Source organism: Streptomyces sp. NPDC008238 (genome assembly GCF_042956445.1).
Classification (GTDB): Bacteria; Actinomycetota; Actinomycetes; order Streptomycetales; family Streptomycetaceae; genus Actinacidiphila.
The window spans coordinates 86,126-101,715 of the sequence record NZ_JBIBGK010000014.1 but is presented as its reverse complement, the minus strand read 5'-3'; the positions used below and the strand labels follow the sequence as shown (position 1 = coordinate 101,715).

15 protein-coding genes and 5 tRNA genes are annotated in these 15,590 nt (G+C 72.0%); 5 read left to right on the top strand and 15 right to left on the bottom strand.

The genetic code is table 11. The features are described 5' to 3' along the window. Nucleotides 1-285 precede the first annotated feature (285 nt). Entirely contained in the window at nt 286-999 is a 714-nt protein-coding gene (gene cofC / locus ACFZAU_RS25830) for a 2-phospho-L-lactate guanylyltransferase (RefSeq protein ID WP_500554218.1), read from the top strand. A 10-nt stretch (nt 1,000-1,009) separates the two neighbouring features. Then, nucleotides 1,010-1,228 carry a hypothetical protein gene (locus tag ACFZAU_RS25825; protein ID WP_018562077.1) on the top strand — a complete coding sequence of 73 codons (219 nt, stop codon included), beginning with the start codon at nt 1,010-1,012 and terminating at the stop codon, nt 1,226-1,228. A gap of 82 nt (nt 1,229-1,310) precedes the next feature. Here the strand turns inward: ACFZAU_RS25825 and ACFZAU_RS25820 are convergent, their stop codons facing one another. The 4 genes from ACFZAU_RS25820 to leuC form a co-directional block, all read right to left on the bottom strand. Continuing rightward, a complete protein-coding gene (locus tag ACFZAU_RS25820; RefSeq protein WP_500554148.1) occupies nt 1,311-1,919 on the bottom strand; it encodes an HU family DNA-binding protein in 609 nt (202 codons plus the stop codon). 123 nt (nt 1,920-2,042) lie between these two features. Continuing rightward, nucleotides 2,043-2,276, bottom strand: coding sequence for an SCO5555 family protein (locus tag ACFZAU_RS25815; protein ID WP_018562075.1), 234 nt, complete (start codon nt 2,274-2,276; stop codon nt 2,043-2,045). A gap of 133 nt (nt 2,277-2,409) precedes the next feature. After that, complete coding sequence (gene leuD / locus ACFZAU_RS25810) at nt 2,410-3,003, bottom strand: 3-isopropylmalate dehydratase small subunit (protein ID WP_500554147.1); 594 nt, start codon at nt 3,001-3,003, stop codon at nt 2,410-2,412. A gap of 5 nt (nt 3,004-3,008) precedes the next feature. Beyond that, entirely contained in the window at nt 3,009-4,430 is a 1,422-nt protein-coding gene (gene leuC, locus ACFZAU_RS25805; RefSeq protein WP_500465163.1) for a 3-isopropylmalate dehydratase large subunit, read from the bottom strand. Nucleotides 4,431-4,591: 161 nt separating this feature from the next. Between leuC and ndgR the strand changes: the two genes are divergently transcribed. Further along, the gene (gene ndgR / locus ACFZAU_RS25800; RefSeq protein WP_499602225.1) at nt 4,592-5,308 is read left to right on the top strand and encodes an IclR family transcriptional regulator NdgR; all 717 of its coding nucleotides are present in this window, start codon (nt 4,592-4,594) and stop codon (nt 5,306-5,308) included. Between the two features lie 13 nt (nt 5,309-5,321). Here the strand turns inward: ndgR and ACFZAU_RS25795 are convergent, their stop codons facing one another. Then, the gene (locus tag ACFZAU_RS25795) at nt 5,322-5,822 is read right to left on the bottom strand and encodes a DUF4188 domain-containing protein (RefSeq protein WP_500554146.1); all 501 of its coding nucleotides are present in this window, start codon (nt 5,820-5,822) and stop codon (nt 5,322-5,324) included. Between the two features lie 81 nt (nt 5,823-5,903). On the opposite strand from ACFZAU_RS25795, the gene ACFZAU_RS25790 reads away from it, so the two are divergent. Then, nucleotides 5,904-6,548 (top strand): MerR family transcriptional regulator, encoded by a 645-nt coding sequence (locus tag ACFZAU_RS25790; protein WP_500554145.1) that lies wholly within the window; start codon nt 5,904-5,906, stop codon nt 6,546-6,548. 89 nt (nt 6,549-6,637) lie between these two features. Here ACFZAU_RS25790 and ACFZAU_RS25785 read toward each other — a convergent pair. The 10 genes from ACFZAU_RS25785 to ACFZAU_RS25740 form a co-directional block, all read right to left on the bottom strand. After that, nucleotides 6,638-6,710: transfer RNA gene (locus tag ACFZAU_RS25785), tRNA-Glu, on the bottom strand. Nucleotides 6,711-6,728: 18 nt separating this feature from the next. Then, a tRNA-Gln gene (locus tag ACFZAU_RS25780) sits at nt 6,729-6,800 on the bottom strand. A gap of 12 nt (nt 6,801-6,812) precedes the next feature. Continuing rightward, nucleotides 6,813-6,885, bottom strand: a tRNA-Glu gene (locus tag ACFZAU_RS25775). A 27-nt stretch (nt 6,886-6,912) separates the two neighbouring features. Next, nucleotides 6,913-6,985 (bottom strand) — tRNA-Glu (locus ACFZAU_RS25770). A 17-nt stretch (nt 6,986-7,002) separates the two neighbouring features. Next, nucleotides 7,003-7,074 (bottom strand) — tRNA-Gln (locus ACFZAU_RS25765). A gap of 88 nt (nt 7,075-7,162) precedes the next feature. After that, the gene (locus ACFZAU_RS25760) at nt 7,163-7,882 is read right to left on the bottom strand and encodes an HAD family hydrolase (RefSeq protein WP_500554144.1); all 720 of its coding nucleotides are present in this window, start codon (nt 7,880-7,882) and stop codon (nt 7,163-7,165) included. A gap of 9 nt (nt 7,883-7,891) precedes the next feature. Next, nucleotides 7,892-8,851, bottom strand: a complete 960-nt coding sequence (locus tag ACFZAU_RS25755) for a pseudouridine synthase (RefSeq protein WP_500554143.1) — start codon at nt 8,849-8,851, stop codon at nt 7,892-7,894. Between the two features lie 69 nt (nt 8,852-8,920). Then, the gene (gltX, locus tag ACFZAU_RS25750) at nt 8,921-10,405 is read right to left on the bottom strand and encodes a glutamate--tRNA ligase (RefSeq protein WP_500554142.1); all 1,485 of its coding nucleotides are present in this window, start codon (nt 10,403-10,405) and stop codon (nt 8,921-8,923) included. Then, nucleotides 10,398-11,189 carry a fumarylacetoacetate hydrolase family protein gene (locus ACFZAU_RS25745; protein ID WP_500554141.1) on the bottom strand — a complete coding sequence of 264 codons (792 nt, stop codon included), beginning with the start codon at nt 11,187-11,189 and terminating at the stop codon, nt 10,398-10,400. Before ACFZAU_RS25745 ends, gltX begins: the two co-directional genes overlap by 8 nt. An 85-nt stretch (nt 11,190-11,274) precedes the next feature. Further along, entirely contained in the window at nt 11,275-11,463 is a 189-nt protein-coding gene (locus ACFZAU_RS25740; protein WP_499602236.1) for a hypothetical protein, read from the bottom strand. Nucleotides 11,464-12,028: 565 nt separating this feature from the next. Between ACFZAU_RS25740 and ACFZAU_RS25735 the strand changes: the two genes are divergently transcribed. Then, nucleotides 12,029-15,589: a sensor histidine kinase gene (locus ACFZAU_RS25735; RefSeq protein WP_500554140.1), complete on the top strand. Its 3,561-nt coding sequence runs from the start codon at nt 12,029-12,031 to the stop codon at nt 15,587-15,589. Nucleotide 15,590 lies beyond the last annotated feature (1 nt).

Sequence of the window (15,590 nt, the reverse complement as noted above, 5' to 3'; positions counted from 1 at the left end):
CTCCTCCTCGTTCCGCCGCCGGCCCGGGATCACCGGACCGCGGCCTGCTGTGGTCGGCGGCACCGTACGGCCGGTGCGGCCGCACAAGTGTCGCCGGAAGGGCCACCGTAACGCCAGGGCGAAAGGCCCTCGGGGGGCGCGCCCCCGGCGCGGGCGCCGGGCCGGGGGGCCAGGGCACGTGCCAGGGAGATCGTGCACCCGGAGGCGGGCCGCCGGGAAGGGGGGTTGGGGCAGGGTGGCGGTGGGCCCGTGGGACCCGAGCACAATAGTTCGGTGTCGCCACCCGTGGAATGGTCGCTCGTCGTCCCGCTGAAGCCGCTGGCCGCCGCCAAGAGCCGCCTCGCGGAGGCCGTCGGCCCCGTGCGGCCCGGGCTGGCCCTGGCCTTCGCGCAGGACACGGTGGCCGCCACGCTGGCCTGCGCGGCGGTACGAAATGTGACGGTCGTCACCGATGACCCGCTCGCCGGGGCCGCGCTGGCGGCCCTGGGGGCGCGCGTCGTGCCGGACTCGCCGGCGGCCGGCCTCAACGCCGCGCTGCGGCACGGCGCCGAAGCGGTCCGCCGGCACCACCCCACCGCCGCCGTGGCGGCCCTGAACGCCGATCTCCCGGCCTTGCGGCCCGCCGAACTGGCCGCGGTGCTCCGCGCGGCCGCGCGGCGCCCAGGGCGGTCGTTTCTGGCCGACGCGGCCGGAATCGGCACCACGCTGCTGGCGGCGACCGCGGGAACCGCCCTCGCGCCGGCCTTCGGGGGGCCCTCGCGGGCCCGCCACCGGGCCTCCGGCGCCCGTGAGATCGCCCTGCCGGACGTGGACTCCGTGCGCCGGGACGTCGATACGGGCGAGGACCTGGCCGCCGCCCTGCTGCTGGGCGCCGGGCCGCACACGCGGGCGCTGCTGCTGCCGGGACTTCGGGCGGCGCCGCAGGACGGGTCCACGGCACCCGGCCCGGCCGGGTGCCCGGCCGCGGGGGCACCGGCCCCGGGCGGCGGTGCCCGATAGGCTGAGGCCCATGCAGGCCACCGCGTACACCTACGACCCCGAGACCCGCGCCGGCAGCGTGCTGCTGGACGACGGGACGCCGCTGCCGTTCGACGCGGCGGCGTTCGACGCCGGGGGCCTGCGACTGCTGCGGCCCGGTCAACGCGTGCGGATCCGCACGGAGGGCAGCGGGGACGGGCGCCGGGTGGTGTTCGTGACGCTGCAGACCTTCCCCGACCCGGGGGCCTGAGCACACGACGTACACGCCGACGGGCCGGGCACCCCTGAGTCGGGGTGCCCGGCCCGTCGGCGTGTACGGGGCCGCGGAATCGTTACCGCTTCGCGGTCCGCTTGGCGGCGGTCTTCCGGGCCGCCGACTTGGCGGGCGCTTTCTTGGCCGGGGCGGTCTTCTTGGCGGTCGCCTTCTTCGCCGTGGTCTTCTTGGCGGTCGCCTTCTTCGCCGTCGTCGCCTTGGCCGCGGTGGTCTTCTTGGCCGTGGTCTTGGCGGCGGTGGTCTTCTTGGCCGTGGCCGCCTTGGTGGCGGCCTTCTTCGCCGTGGTCTTCTTCGCGGCGGCCTTCTTGGTGGTGGCCTTGGCGGTGACGCCTCCGCTCAGGCTGCCCTTGGGCGCCTTCTTGACGGAGACCTCTCCCATCTTGGGGAGCTTCTTCGACCCGCTGACCAGGTCCTTGAAGCCCTGACCGGCGCGGAAGCGCGGGACGGAGGTCTTCTTGACCCGGACCCGCTCCCCGGTCTGGGGGTTGCGGGCGTAGCGGGCGGGACGCTCCACCTTCTCGAACGAGCCGAAGCCGGTGACCGAGACCCGGTCCCCGCTGACCGTCGCGCGGACGATCGCGTCCAGGACGGCGTCGACCGCGTCCGCGGCCTGCTGACGGCCGCCGAGCTTGTCGGCAATCGCTTCAACGAGCTGCGCCTTGTTCACGTCTTCCCCTTCGGAAACTTGCCCGGCGATGAAGTTCGGGCTTTTTCGCACGCTAGGCGGATATATACCGCAAATCAAATACGAAACGGGCGAATCACCCTTGTGCCGCAACGAACTCAGGGCTCAGGAAGACCTTTGATCGGGGAATCGGCCTTCGTCGAGGTCCTTCATCAGTTCCTCCAGACGCCTTGCCGCACCCGCGAGATCGTGCTTCGCGGCCGCGGTGATGACAAGCAGCCGCCGGGTCAACTGCATCCTGACGTCCTCCGGCACTTGCAGACCCGCCACCCGGGTGTGGGCCTGCTTCAACCTGGCAGCGAGGAACCCGTACAGCTCGAGTTGGCCATCGTGTTCCATGTGCCGATTGTGTCATCTGCGGTGAGTTGTCACGAGGTGTGGAGCCGAACACGCCGCAGCGCCCCCCGCCCGGTGGGGGCGGGGGGCGCTGCGGAGGTGGGGCCGGAGGGCGGCCGCGGGGCGGCCGGACCGCTCAGGCCTGCAGGGTCTGCGGCTTGTAGGAGGGGCGCTCGGCCTCGTAGGCGGCGATGTCGGCCTCGTGCTTCAGGGTGAGGCTGATGTCGTCCAGGCCGTTGAGCAGCCTCCAGCGGGCGTTGTCGTCCAGCTCGAAGGGGGCGGTGACGTCCCCGGCGCGGACCTCGCGGTCCTGGAGGTCGACGGTGATCTCGACCGTGGGGTCGGCCTCGGTCAGCTGCCAGAGCTCCTCGACCGTCTCCTGCGGCAGGATCACGGTGAGCAGGCCGTTCTTCAACGAGTTGCCGCGGAAGATGTCGGCGAAGCGGGACGAGATGACGGCCTTGAAACCGTAGTTCTGCAGGGCCCACACCGCGTGCTCGCGGGAGGAGCCGGTGCCGAAGTCCGGGCCGGCGACCAGGACGGTGGCGCCCTGGCGCTCGGGCCGGTTGAGCACGAACTCGGGGTCCTTGCGCCAGGCCTCGAACAGGCCGTCCTCGAAGCCGTTGCGGGTGACCTTCTTCAGCCAGTGGGCCGGGATGATCTGGTCCGTGTCGGCGTTGCTGCGGCGCAGCGGCACGGCGCGCCCGGTGTGCGTGGTGAAAGCTTCCATCGTTCTCAGGCCTCCAGGACGGCTGCGCCGGGCAGATCGGCGGGGGACGAGAGGCGGCCGGTGACCGCGGTTGCGGCCGCCACCTGCGGCGACACCAGGTGGGTGCGGCCGCCCTTGCCCTGCCGTCCCTCGAAGTTGCGGTTGGAGGTGGACGCGGAGCGCTCACCGGGGGCCAGTTGGTCGGGGTTCATGCCCAGGCACATCGAGCAGCCCGCGTGCCGCCACTCGGCGCCGGCCTCCTTGAAGACCTTGTCCAGGCCCTCCTCCACGGCCTGCAGCGCGACCCGGACCGAGCCGGGCACCACCAGCATCCGTACGCCGTCGGCGATCTTGCGGCCCTTGACGACGGAGGCGGCGGAGCGCAGGTCCTCGATGCGGCCGTTGGTGCAGGAGCCGACGAAGACGGTGTCGACCTTCACCTCGCGCAGCGGCGTACCGGGCTCCAGGGCCATGTACTCCAGCGCCTTCTCGGCGGCCAGCCGGTCGCTGGGGTCCTCGAAACCGGCCGGGTCCGGCACGGCGGCGCTCAGCGGGGCGCCCTGGCCGGGGTTGGTGCCCCAGGTGACGAACGGGGACAGCTCGGAGGCGTCGATGACGACCTCGTGGTCGAAGACGGCGTCCTCGTCGGTCCTGAGCGTCTCCCAATACGCGACTGCGGCGTCCCAGTCCTCGCCCTGCGGGGCGTGCGGACGGCCCTGCAGGTAGTCGAAGGTGGTCCGGTCCGGGGCGATCATGCCGGCCCGGGCACCCGCCTCGATCGACATGTTGCAGATGGTCATCCGGGCCTCCATCGAGAGCTTCTCGATGGCCGAGCCGCGGTACTCGATGACGTAGCCCTGGCCGCCGCCGGTGCCGATCCTCGTGATGATCGCCAGGATCAGGTCCTTGGCGGTGACGCCGTCGGGCAGCTCGCCGTCGACGGTGATCGCCATGGTCCGGAACGGGGCCAGCGGCAGGGTCTGGGTGGCCAGCACGTGCTCGACCTGGCTGGTGCCGATGCCGAACGCCAGCGCGCCGAAGGCGCCGTGGGTGGAGGTGTGGCTGTCGCCGCAGACGACGGTCATGCCCGGCTGGGTCAGGCCCAGCTGCGGACCCACGACGTGCACCACGCCCTGCTCGACGTCGCCCAGCGGGTGCAGCCGCACCCCGAACTCGGCGCAGTTCTTGCGCAACGTCTCCAGCTGCGTACGCGAGACCGGGTCGGCGATCGGCTTGTCGATGTCGAGGGTGGGGGTGTTGTGGTCCTCGGTCGCGATGGTGAGGTCCAGCCTGCGGACCTGGCGGCCGTTCATCCGCAGACCGTCGAAGGCCTGCGGGCTGGTGACCTCGTGGAGCAGGTGCAGGTCGATGAAGAGGAGGTCGGGCTCGCCCTCGGCGCGCCGTACGACGTGATCCTCCCAGACCTTTTCCGCGAGTGTCCTTGCCATCGCATTCCCTCCGACCGGCCGCTCTGCCGGCCTGTTCGTCGTTGCCCTGCGTGTCCGCGCCCTTGTGGGGAGTGGCCGCAGCGGCCCTGTGCATTCCAGCGTGCCGCGTCCACCGGAAAATTGAACTTGCGTTTCACAGAGTGAGACGGGAGTATCGTTGCATGGACAACAGTAGTGGCGTCGGCGTTCTCGACAAGGCGGCTCTGGTGCTCAGCGCGCTGGAGTCCGGCCCGGCCACCCTGGCCGGGCTCGTGGGCGCCACGGGTCTCGCCCGCCCCACCGCACACCGCCTGGCCGTCGCCCTGGAACACCACCGGATGGTTGCCCGCGACATGCAGGGGCGCTTCATCCTCGGTCCGAGGCTGTCCGAACTCGCCGCCGCCGCGGGCGAGGACCGACTGCTGGCCACCGCCGGTCCGGTGCTCACGCACCTGCGGGACGTGACCGGCGAGAGCGCCCAGCTCTACCGTCGCCAGGGCGACACCCGCATCTGCGTGGCCGCCGCCGAGCGGCTGTCCGGACTGCGGGACACCGTCCCCGTCGGCTCCACGTTGCCGATGAAGGCGGGTTCGGCGGCCCAGGTCCTGCTCGCCTGGGAGGAGCCGGAGCGGCTCCACCGCGGTCTGCAGGGGGCCCGCTTCACCGCCACCGCGCTCTCCGGTGTGCGGCGCCGCGGCTGGGCTCAGTCGATCGGCGAACGCGAACCCGGCGTGGCCTCCGTCTCGGCCCCGGTGCGCGGCCCGTCCAACCGCGTGGTGGCGGCGGTGTCCGTCTCCGGTCCGATCGAGCGGCTCACCCGTCACCCCGGGCGCATGCACGCCCAGGCCGTCGTGGACGCCGCGGCCCGGCTGTCGGAGTCGCTGCGCCGCAGCAGCTGAGCCGGCGCCGGCCTCAGGCCGCCCGCTCCTCACCCGCCTTCAGCCGCTGGGCCGCCGTCTCGCCCCGGCGTCCCACCGGGACCACGCCCGTCGCGGCACCCAGCCCGAAGGCGGGCATGTCGACGTAGACGGACTCGTAGGCGCCCGCCGGTGCCGCGTACGTCTCGTGCCAGAAGCCCACTCTGCCCTTGCCGGCCCGCGCGCGGCGGTTGAACGCCGCCCACGCGGGCCGGTGCTGCTTGTCCTGCTGCGAGGCGTACGCGAAGAGCTGCTCCGTGGACCTCCAGTACTGGACGACGTAGATCACCCGGGGCCCGCCGAACAGCAGCCGGTACCCCAGGAACCCGCTCCCGTCGTCCTGCGACAGCTCCCGCAGCATGCGGGGCATCGCACGGAAGACCGGCAGCCAGCTGCCGAGGGACCGGAAGCGGTTGATCCGCATCCCGATGAGGAACACCACGATGCCCCCCTCGGCGGCGGCGGTGTTGCGGCCCGGAATCACCTGCGCGGACATGAGGAACCCCTGTCGGTCGTGTTGGATAGTGGCACTATCCATGCTTAGATAGTGCCACTATCCGATGGAGGGCGCAAGGGAATGCGACTGGCGGAGTTGAGCGAACGCAGCGGCGTGGCGACGGCCACGATCAAGTACTACCTGCGCGAGGGCCTGCTCCCGCCCGGCCGCCGCGTGACGGCCACGCAGGCCGAGTACGGGGACGACCACCTGCGCCGCTTGCGGTTCGTCCGGGCGCTGATCCAGGTCGGCAAGGTGCCGGTGACCACCGCCCGCGAGGTGCTCGCCGCGGTCGAGGACGAGTCGCTCGGCCGGCACACGCGGCTCGGCGCCGCCACCTTTGTCCTGCCGCACGGCCCGGAGCCCGACGAGGACGACCCGGCGACCGGCACGGCCCGCCGCGAGGTGGACCGGTTGATGACCGAACTCGGCTGGCGCTACGGCAGCGAGGAGTACGGCCCCTCCCCCGCGTACCGGATGCTCGTCACGGCGGTCGCCGCGCTGACCCGCCTCGGATACCCCAGCAGCGCACGGCACTTGGCGCCGTACGCGCGGCTCGCCGCCCAACAGGCCGTCCACGACCTGGATCTGGTCGAGACGTACGACACCCCGCTCGAACAGGCGGCGGCCGCGGTGACGCTCACCGTGCTCTACGAACCCGTGCTGCTGGGCCTGCGCCGGCTCGCCGAGGCCGAGGAGTCCCGGCGCCGCTTCGGAGTTGAGTGACCCGGAACGCCCGGAAGGAGCCGGGCGGGGGCCGGGACCGGCGGAAACGGAAGAGGCCCCCCGCCGAAGCGGAGGGCCTCTCCCTCATGTACCCCCGACCGGATTCGAACCGGCGCTACCGCCTTGAGAGGGCGGCGTGCTAGGCCGCTACACAACGGGGGCAAGTCTTCAGGAAATGCGCTGGGGTACCAGGACTCGAACCTAGACTAAATGAACCAGAATCACTCGTGCTGCCAATTACACCATACCCCATGGTGTGTCAAGTACCCCCGACCGGATTCGAACCGGCGCTACCGCCTTGAGAGGGCGGCGTGCTAGGCCGCTACACAACGGGGGCCCTAGCGATCCCTGCGAGAGAGATCCGTACCCCCGACCGGATTCGAACCGGCGCTACTGCCTTGAGAGGGCAGCGTGCTAGGCCGCTACACAACGGGGGCTTTGCAGAAGATCTGCGCTGGGGTACCAGGACTCGAACCTAGACTAACTGAACCAGAATCAGTCGTGCTGCCAATTACACCATACCCCACCAAAACTCAACCCCCCGCAGGGGGTTTTGTTTGGCCGCGCTTCCCGTGCCGGCCTTTTCGGCCCGCCCGGGCGGCGCAGGAAGAACATTACCCGATCGGTGACGGGGCTCCAAAACGAGTATCCGCCGCCAGAAGTGCGGGCAGCTCCCCGAGCCCGGTGATCCGGCGCAGGTCCGGCGCGGTGACGGAACCCGTACGGTCCAGCCACACCCCGTACAGGCCCGCCGCGTCCGCGCCGCGCGCGTCGGTGTCGGCCTTGTCGCCCACGTAGGCGACCTCCTCCGGCGGCAGCCCGAGCACGCGGCACGCTCCGAGGAAGGCCTCCGGCGCGGGCTTGGCGTGCCCGAGTTCCTGCGAGCACACCAGGCACTCGAAGCGGTCGCGGATCCCGAGCCGGGACAGCTTGCGCTCCTGGTGGGCGGTGCTGGAGTTGGACAGCAGACCGTGCCGGTATCGCGGGGTGAGGGCGTCCAGCGCCGGCAGGACGTCGGGGAAGACCACCCAGGCGGCCTCGAAGTGCACGTAGTACGCCGCGAACCAGGCGTCGGCCTCGGTGTCGGGCACGGACGGACCCAGGAGGGCCCGGAGGCGCTCCCTGCGGTGCTCGATGAAGGTCAGTTCCCCGGTGAGGAAGCGCGCGTAGTGCGTCTCCATCACCTCGCGCCAGGTGTGCAGCGCCCGTTCCTCGCCGCCGAACGCACCGAGCAGACCCTCGGCCTCGAGGTGACGCAGCGCGCCGGACCGCTCGGCACCGGAGTAGTCGAAGATCGTGTCGTCGATGTCCCAGAGCACGGCGCGGATCGGCATATGCCGACTCTAGCCCGGTACTCCGTCCGGGGTGCCGGTGGCCGGCGGCCACCCGGTGAACAGCGTCCGGCGGCTCTCGAAACGGCGTGCCTCGCCCGTCACGGGGTCCTCGAACTCCAGCGCCCGGGCCAGCAGCCGCAGCGGACGGGAGAAGTCGCCGGGCGCGGCGGGCGGCAGGACGTGCGGGTAGACGGGGTCGCCGAGGATCGGCAGGCCCAGGCCGTTCATGTGCACCCGCAGCTGGTGGGTACGGCCGGTCTCGGGGCGGAGCCGGTAGCGCGCGAGTCCGTCGCGGTGGTCCAGCAGTTCCACGTGGCTGCGGGCGTTGGGCTCGCCGGGGACCTCGCGGGCCGCCATCTCACCGCGTTCCTTCACGATCCGGCTCTGCACCGTGCGCGGCAGCACCAGGGCGGGGTCGTGCCGGGCCGCGGCCTCGTACTCCTTGCGCACCAGCCGGTCGCGGAAGATCGTCTGGTAGGCGCCGCGCAGCTCGGGGCGGACGACGAACATCACCACGCCCGCCGTCAGCCGGTCGAGCCGGTGGGCCGGGCTGAGCTCGGGCAGCGCGAGGTCGTGGCGCAGCCGGGTCAGCGCCGTCTGCACGACGTGGGCGCCGCGCGGCATGGTGGCGAGGAAGTGCGGCTTGTCGACGACGAGCAGCCGGTCGTCGCGGTGGAGCACCTCGATCGCGAAGGGGACCGGGACCTCCTCCGGCAGCTCCCGGTGGAACCAGACGTGGCCGCCCGGGTGGTAGGCGGCGTCGGGTGCGAGCGGGCCGTCGGCGCCGTGCACCTCCCCCGCCGCGAACATGGCGTCCACCCGTTCCGGCGGAACCGCCGTGCCGAAGCGGTCCACCAGGTGGTCGCGGACCGTCGTCCAGGTGCCGGTGCCGGGCAGCCGGACGCGTACGGGATCGACCCCGCGGCGCTGGGGCAGCGGGGGTACCGGGGGCCTGGTCCTGCGGCGCACGAGGTGGTCCGGGAGGCGTGCCGCCCCGGGCGCCTGGTGGAGGGCCCGGGGCGGTTCGGCGTACCGCGGTCAGCCGGCGAGCTTCGCCAGGGCGGCGTCGACGCGGGCCAGGGTGCGCTCACGGCCGAGCACTTCGAGGGACTCGAAGAGCGGCAGGCCGACGGTGCGGCCGGTGACGGCGACGCGTACCGGGGCCTGGGCCTTGCCGAGCTTGAGGCCGTGGGTCTCGCCGGCGGCGAGGACGGCGTCCTTCAGGGCCTCGGCATGCCAGTCGGCGGCCGCCAGGTTCTCCCGGGCGGTGGTCAGCAGCGCCGAGGCGGCGGCCGGGTCCTTCATCGCCTTCTGCCAGGACGCCTCGTCCTCCACCGGCGTGTCGAGGAAGAGGAAGTCGACGTTGTCGGTGATGTCGGAGAGCACGGTCAGACGGGTCTGCGCGTGCGGCGCGACCGCCTCGAAGGCGGCCTGGTCGAACGCCTCGGGCGCCCAGGCGGCGAACGGGGCCTTCAGCCACGGCCCGCAGGCCTCGACGAACGTCTTCACGTCCAGCATGCGGATGTGGTCACCGTTGATCGACTCGGCCTTCTTGAGGTCGAAGCGCGCCGGGTTGGCGTTGACCGCGTCGATGTCGAAGGCGGCCACCATCTCCTCGACGCTGAAGACGTCGCGGTCGGCGGAGAGCGACCACCCGAGCAGCGACAGGTAGTTCAGCAGGCCCTCGGGGAGGAAGCCGCGCTCCCGGTAGAGGTTGAGGGAGGACTGCGGGTCGCGCTTGGAGAGCTTCTTGTTGCCTTCGCCCATGACGTACGGCAGGTGGCCGAAGTGCGGGGTGGTGCCGTTGCCGACGCCGATCTCGGCGAGCGCGCGGTAGAGCGCGATCTGGCGCGGAGTGGAGGACAGCAGGTCCTCGCCGCGCAGCACGTGCGTGATCTCCATCAGCGCGTCGTCGACCGGGTTGACCAGCGTGTAGAGCGGGGCGCCGTTGGCCCGGACGATGCCGTAGTCGGGCACATTGTCCGGGGTGAAGGTCAGCTCGCCGCGCACCAGGTCGGTGAAGGTGATCGTCTCGTCGGGCATGCGGAAGCGGACGATCGGCTCGCGGCCCTCGCGCTCGTACGCGTCGACCTGCTCGGCGGTGAGGTCGCGGCAGTGGCCGTCGTAGCCGGAGGGACGGCCGGCGGCGCGGGCGGCCTCGCGGCGCTCATCGAGCTCCTCGGTGGTGCAGTAGCACTTGTACGCGTGGCCGGACTCCAGCAGCTTCGCGGCGACGTCCTTGTAGACGTCCATGCGCTGCGACTGCCGGTAGGGCGCGTGCGGGCCGCCGACCTCGGGGCCCTCGTCCCAGTCGAAGCCGAGCCAGCGCATGGCCTCCAGCAGCTGCTGGTACGACTCCTCCGAGTCGCGGGCGGCGTCGGTGTCCTCGATGCGGAAGACCAGGGCGCCCTGGTGGTGCCGGGCGAACGCCCAGTTGAACAGGGCGGTGCGGACCAGGCCCACGTGGGGGTTGCCGGTCGGCGAGGGACAGAAACGTACGCGTACGGGAGCTGCGCTAGTCACGCTTGATCACCTTGTTGGTGAGAGTGCCGATGCCTTCGATGGTGACGGCGACCTCGTCGCCGACGTGGAGCGGGCCGACGCCCGCCGGGGTGCCGGTGAGGACGACGTCGCCCGGGAGCAGCGTCATGGCCTCGGTGACGTGGACGATCAGGTCCTCGACGGACCGGATCATCTGGCTCGTGCGGCCGGACTGGCGGAGTTCGCCGTTGACGGTCGCGGTGACGGCGAGGTCGTTCGCGGCGGCGAGGTCGAGGTCGGTCTCGATCCAGGGGCCGATGGGGCACGAGGAGTCGAAGCCCTTGGCGCGCGCCCACTGCTTCTCGGCCTTCTGGGCGTCCCGCGCGGTGACGTCGTTGGCGCAGGTGTAGCCGAGGACGACCTCGGCGACGCGCTCGCGCGGGACCTCGCGGCACAGCCGGCCGATGACGACGGCGAGCTCGGCCTCGTGGTGCACCTCCTGCGAGAAGGAGGGGTACACGATGGGGTCGCCGGGGCCGATCACCGAGGTGGACGGCTTGAAGAAGGCGACCGGGACCTCCGGCACCTCGTTGCCGAGTTCGGCGGCGTGTTCGGCGTAGTTCCGGCCGATCGCGACGACCTTGCTGGGGAGCACGGGCGGCAGCAGCCGGACCTTGCTCAGCGGCACCTTGGTGCCGGAGCGCTCGTACTCGGCGAACGGGATGCCCTTGATGATGTCGAGGACGAGTCCGTCCGGGACGGACTCGTCGCCCTCGACGACGCCGAAGGCGACATTGCCGTCGATGGAGAACCTGGCGATGCGCACGGGAAGCAGCTCACCTCACTGGCCGGAGACTGACGCTCCAGGTTATCCCGGGGGTGGCTGCCCGACCCGCCCGCCGAGCCGCGCCTCAGGCGGTCGGCAGCTCCGTCAGCACGGTGCGGCGGGGGTTGGCGGTCTGCCGGGGAAGCACGACCGCATCCGTGGCCTCGACGGCCGGGGCGACCTCTGCGGTCCGCGTGTCCTCGGCGTCCGTCAGGTGCGCGAGGGTGGTGCGGCGCGGGTTGGCTATGGGTCGCATGATCATGGTCGTCTTCATGGGCCGGTCAGAACCTCGTGTTGTACCGGGCGCCTGGCAAGGCGCGGTTGACGTAGTACACGGCTGTGTCAAACGTCAATCTATCGGCGCCCATTCCCCGATCCGGATGCCCAATACAACTGACAGCGTGTGATTTTCCTCACGAACGCGAGGACAAGCAGGACGAATCGGTCGACCGGCCGATGCCCTCGAATCCGACATCACGGCTCATCCGGACTCTTCACCCCCGGTTGGCAGCAGCCGGGCAGCGACCAAGGGGGTCGAACTCCCCTGGAGAAAGCCCGGATTGCCGGAAGACAGCCGAAAGCGCACCGACACCGTGTGATCCATCGGACGCGCTGAGTCACGTATTCCACTCGAAACCTGTCGGCCCTTGTTGGACGTCCGGCACTGTGCTGGAATTCCCCGGACCGCCGTATCAACAGATGCCGGCGCGCAGGGGGGAGCGTGCGATCGCCGAGCGGCGGCGGCCAATGGGTATCCGCCGGGGAGGGCGGGACTCCGAAGACTCGACACCGTCCTGCCGCCCGTGCGGGGGACGCCTGGTCCAGAGGTTGCGACGCTAGTGCAGGGACGTTTCAAGAGGGATGGCGGCGCTGCGGGCGACCCGGAGCAGCGCGGTGGGACCGAACACGGTCCTGCCCGCCGGGAGGAAACCGCAGACGCCGGAACCGCGGGCGCGCAGAGCGACGTCACGCCGGGAAGTGGTGTGCGCACCGGCCCGAAGCACGGCTCCCGGATAGCCATGCGCAACTGGCGCATCAGCACCCGTCTGGTGTCGCTGCTCGCGCTGCCGGTGGTCGCGGCGACCACGCTGGGTGCGCTGCGCATCCAGAGCTCGCTGGAGAACGTGCAGCAGCTGGAGGCAATGACCTCGCTGACCGACCTCACGGAGCAGGCGACCAAGCTGGCCGCCGCGCTCCAGGAGGAGCGAGACGTCTCCGCCGGCCCGCTGTCCAGCACGCCCGTGGACAAGGACGACGACAACATCGAGGCCGCGAGGGAGAAGACCAAGCTCGCGCGCACGGCGTTCGTCAACGCCGCCAACCAGGTCTCGCCGGACCTCACGGGTGTCAACGCCTCGATCACCACGATCAACCGGCAGCTCGGCAGCCTGGGTCCCATCCGCGAGCGTGCCTACGAGCAGCCCGAGTACATCGCGCAGACCGCCAGCGAGTACAACGAGCTGATCCAGTCGCTGATCGACCTCTCCCAGGAGATGGCCGAGGCGACCGGAAACCCGGACATGATCTCCAGCACCCGCGCGCTGGCGGCCTTCTCGGCCGCCAAGGAGTTCGACTCCATCCAGCGCGCCGTGATCAGCGCCGCGCTGGCCCACAACCACCAGCTCAGCTCCAACGACTTCCGCTACCTCCAGGGCACCTTCCGCTCCGAGGCCACGGAGCTGAAGCAGTTCACCCAGATCTACGGCCGGTCGAACGCCGAGACCCTCCTCAAGGGCCTCAACGGCGGCAACGACGTCGTCAACACCGTCAACGACCAGGCCGCCCGCATCACGGCGTCCGAGTCCAGCATCCAGAACTTCCAGGGCGGCTACCTGGACTGGGACGACGCGGCCAAGACCAAGCTCCAGGTCATGGGCCAGATCGAGCAGACCCTTCTGCAGCAGATGCAGCAGAAGGCCCTGACGCTGCGCGACGAGGCCCAGCAAGAGGCCATCCTCAGCGGTGCGCTGATCCTCCTCGTGCTCGGCATCTCGGTCGTCGGCGCCTTCGTCGTCGCCCGGTCCATGGTCCGCTCGCTGCGCCGGCTGCAGGACACCGCCCAGGAAGTCGCCCAGAAGCGACTGCCCGAGCTGGTCAAGCAGCTCTCCGAGTCCGACCCGCAGGACGTCGACACCTCGGTCGAGTCGATCGGCATCCACACGCGCGACGAAATCGGCCAGGTGGCCCGCGCGTTCGACGAGGTCCACCGCGAGGCCGTCCGTCTCGCCGCCGAGCAGGCGCTGCTGCGAGGGAACGTCAACGCGATGTTCACCAACCTCTCGCGCCGCAGCCAGGGCCTGATCCAGCGTCAGCTGAGCCTGATCTCCGAACTGGAGTCCCGCGAGGCCGACCCGGACCAGCTGTCCAGCCTCTTCAAGCTCGACCACCTCGCGACCCGTATGCGCCGGAACGGCGAAAACCTCCTCGTCCTCGCGGGCGAGGAGCCCGGCCGCCGCTGGACCCGCCCGGTCCCGCTGGTCGACGTCCTCCGCGCCGCGGCCTCCGAGGTGGAGCAGTACGAGCGCATCGAGCTCACCTCGGTGCCCGCGGTCGAGGTCACCGGCCGAGTCGTCAACGACCTCGTCCACCTGCTCGCAGAGCTGCTGGAGAACGCGACCTCGTTCTCCTCCCCGCAGACCAAGGTGCGGGTCACCGGTCACGCGCTGCCCGACGGCCGCGTGCTGATCGAGATCCACGACACCGGCATCGGTCTCTCCCCGGAGGACCTCGCCGACATCAACGAGCGGCTCGCGAACCCGCCGACGGTGGACGTCTCCGTCTCCCGCCGCATGGGTCTGTTCGTGGTCGGCCGCCTGTCCCTGCGGCACGGCATCCGGATCCAGCTCCGTCCGTCCGACTCGGGCGGCACCACCGCGCTCGTCATGCTGCCGGTGGACGTCACCCAGGGCGGCGCCAAGCCGCAGCCGGGCGCGGGCAACCGCGGCCAGCAGCCGGGCGGTGCCCCCGCCGCGGCTGCGGGCGGTCCTCCGCCGCCGGCCATGGGCGGCGGCGCCGGCACGGGCCTCGCGGGCATGCACCGCGGTGGCCAGCGCGGCCAGGTCTCCGGCTCCGGGGCCCGTCCGGCCCTCAACTCCGGTCCCGGCATGAGCCCGCAGGGCGGCCGTCCGGCCGGCCCCGGCGCCCCCGCGGCCCCCGGCCCGCAGCGCTCCGGCCCGAGCTGGGCCAACGAGCAGGTCCCCGGTGGCCAGGGCCGTCCGCAGCAGCCCCAGCGGCCCGCGGCTCCCCCGCAGCGTCCGGCGGCCCCGCAGCCGATGGGCGCGGCCCACGGCCCCGAGGCCGACATGCCGCGCGGTCACGAGGACCTGGACTCCACGGCGCAGTTCGAGCGCCCGGACTTCAACGCGATGCCGCACACGGGGCCGGCGTACGGCGGCGCCCAGGCGCCGCAGGCCCCGCAGATGCCCCCGGCTCCGCAGATGCCGCAGCACGGTGGCCATGTCCCGCAGCAGCAGGGCCAGTTCACCCGCAGCGACGTCTTCCAGCGCCCCGCGGCCCCGCAGGCGCCCCAGTACCCGCAGGCCCCCCAGGCTCCCCAGGCGCCCCAGTACCAGCAGGCGCCGGAGGCACCGCAGTACCCGCAGGCGCCCCAGTACCCGCAAGCGCCGCAGTACCAGCAGGCGCCGGAGGCCCCGCAGGCCGCTCCGGCGGCCCCGCAGGGTCCGCGGCACTCCGGGGCCTACGCCCAGGAGCCGGGTATACCGCAGCGGCGTCCCGCGGCTCCGCAGGCCGACCGGCACCCGCTGCCGGCCGCGAGCGAGCCGATGGCACTGCCGCCGGCCCCGATCCGCGCGGACGAGCCCAGCCCGATCTTCGACTCCCTCGAGTCGGACTGGTTCCGTACCGGCCGAGCGGAGCGCATGCAGCAGGTGCACGTCGAGAGCGGCCCGGCCGCCCCGCAGCTGAACGGCAACGGCATGAACGCCGGAGCGCCCACCCGGCCGCCGCAGCGTCCGCAGCAGCCCGCGCCGCAGCACCACCCGCAGCAGCCCGCGCCGCAGCGGGCCCGCGCCGAGCACCCCGCGCCGGCCGCGCACCCGGCACCGCCCACGCAGCCGCCGCAGCCCCCGCGGCGCGAGCCGGCGTCGTGGCGCTCCTCGCCGAACGACGAGGTCTGGGAGCGCGCCGGTCAGGTGCGCCAGCCGTCCGCCGGCGGGGTCACCCCCTCCGGTCTGCCGCGGCGGGTCCCCAAGGCCAACCTCGTCCCGGGAGCCGGTGCTCCCCAGCAAGCCCCACAGGGCGGTCCGCAGATTTCCCGGGCCCCCGACGACGTGCGCGGACGCCTGACCAACCTCCGTCGCGGTATCCAGCAGGGCCGCCAGGCCGGTACGGGAACGACCGACGGCCGCGGCTTTGGCACCACTCACCAGCAGGAGCGTTAGT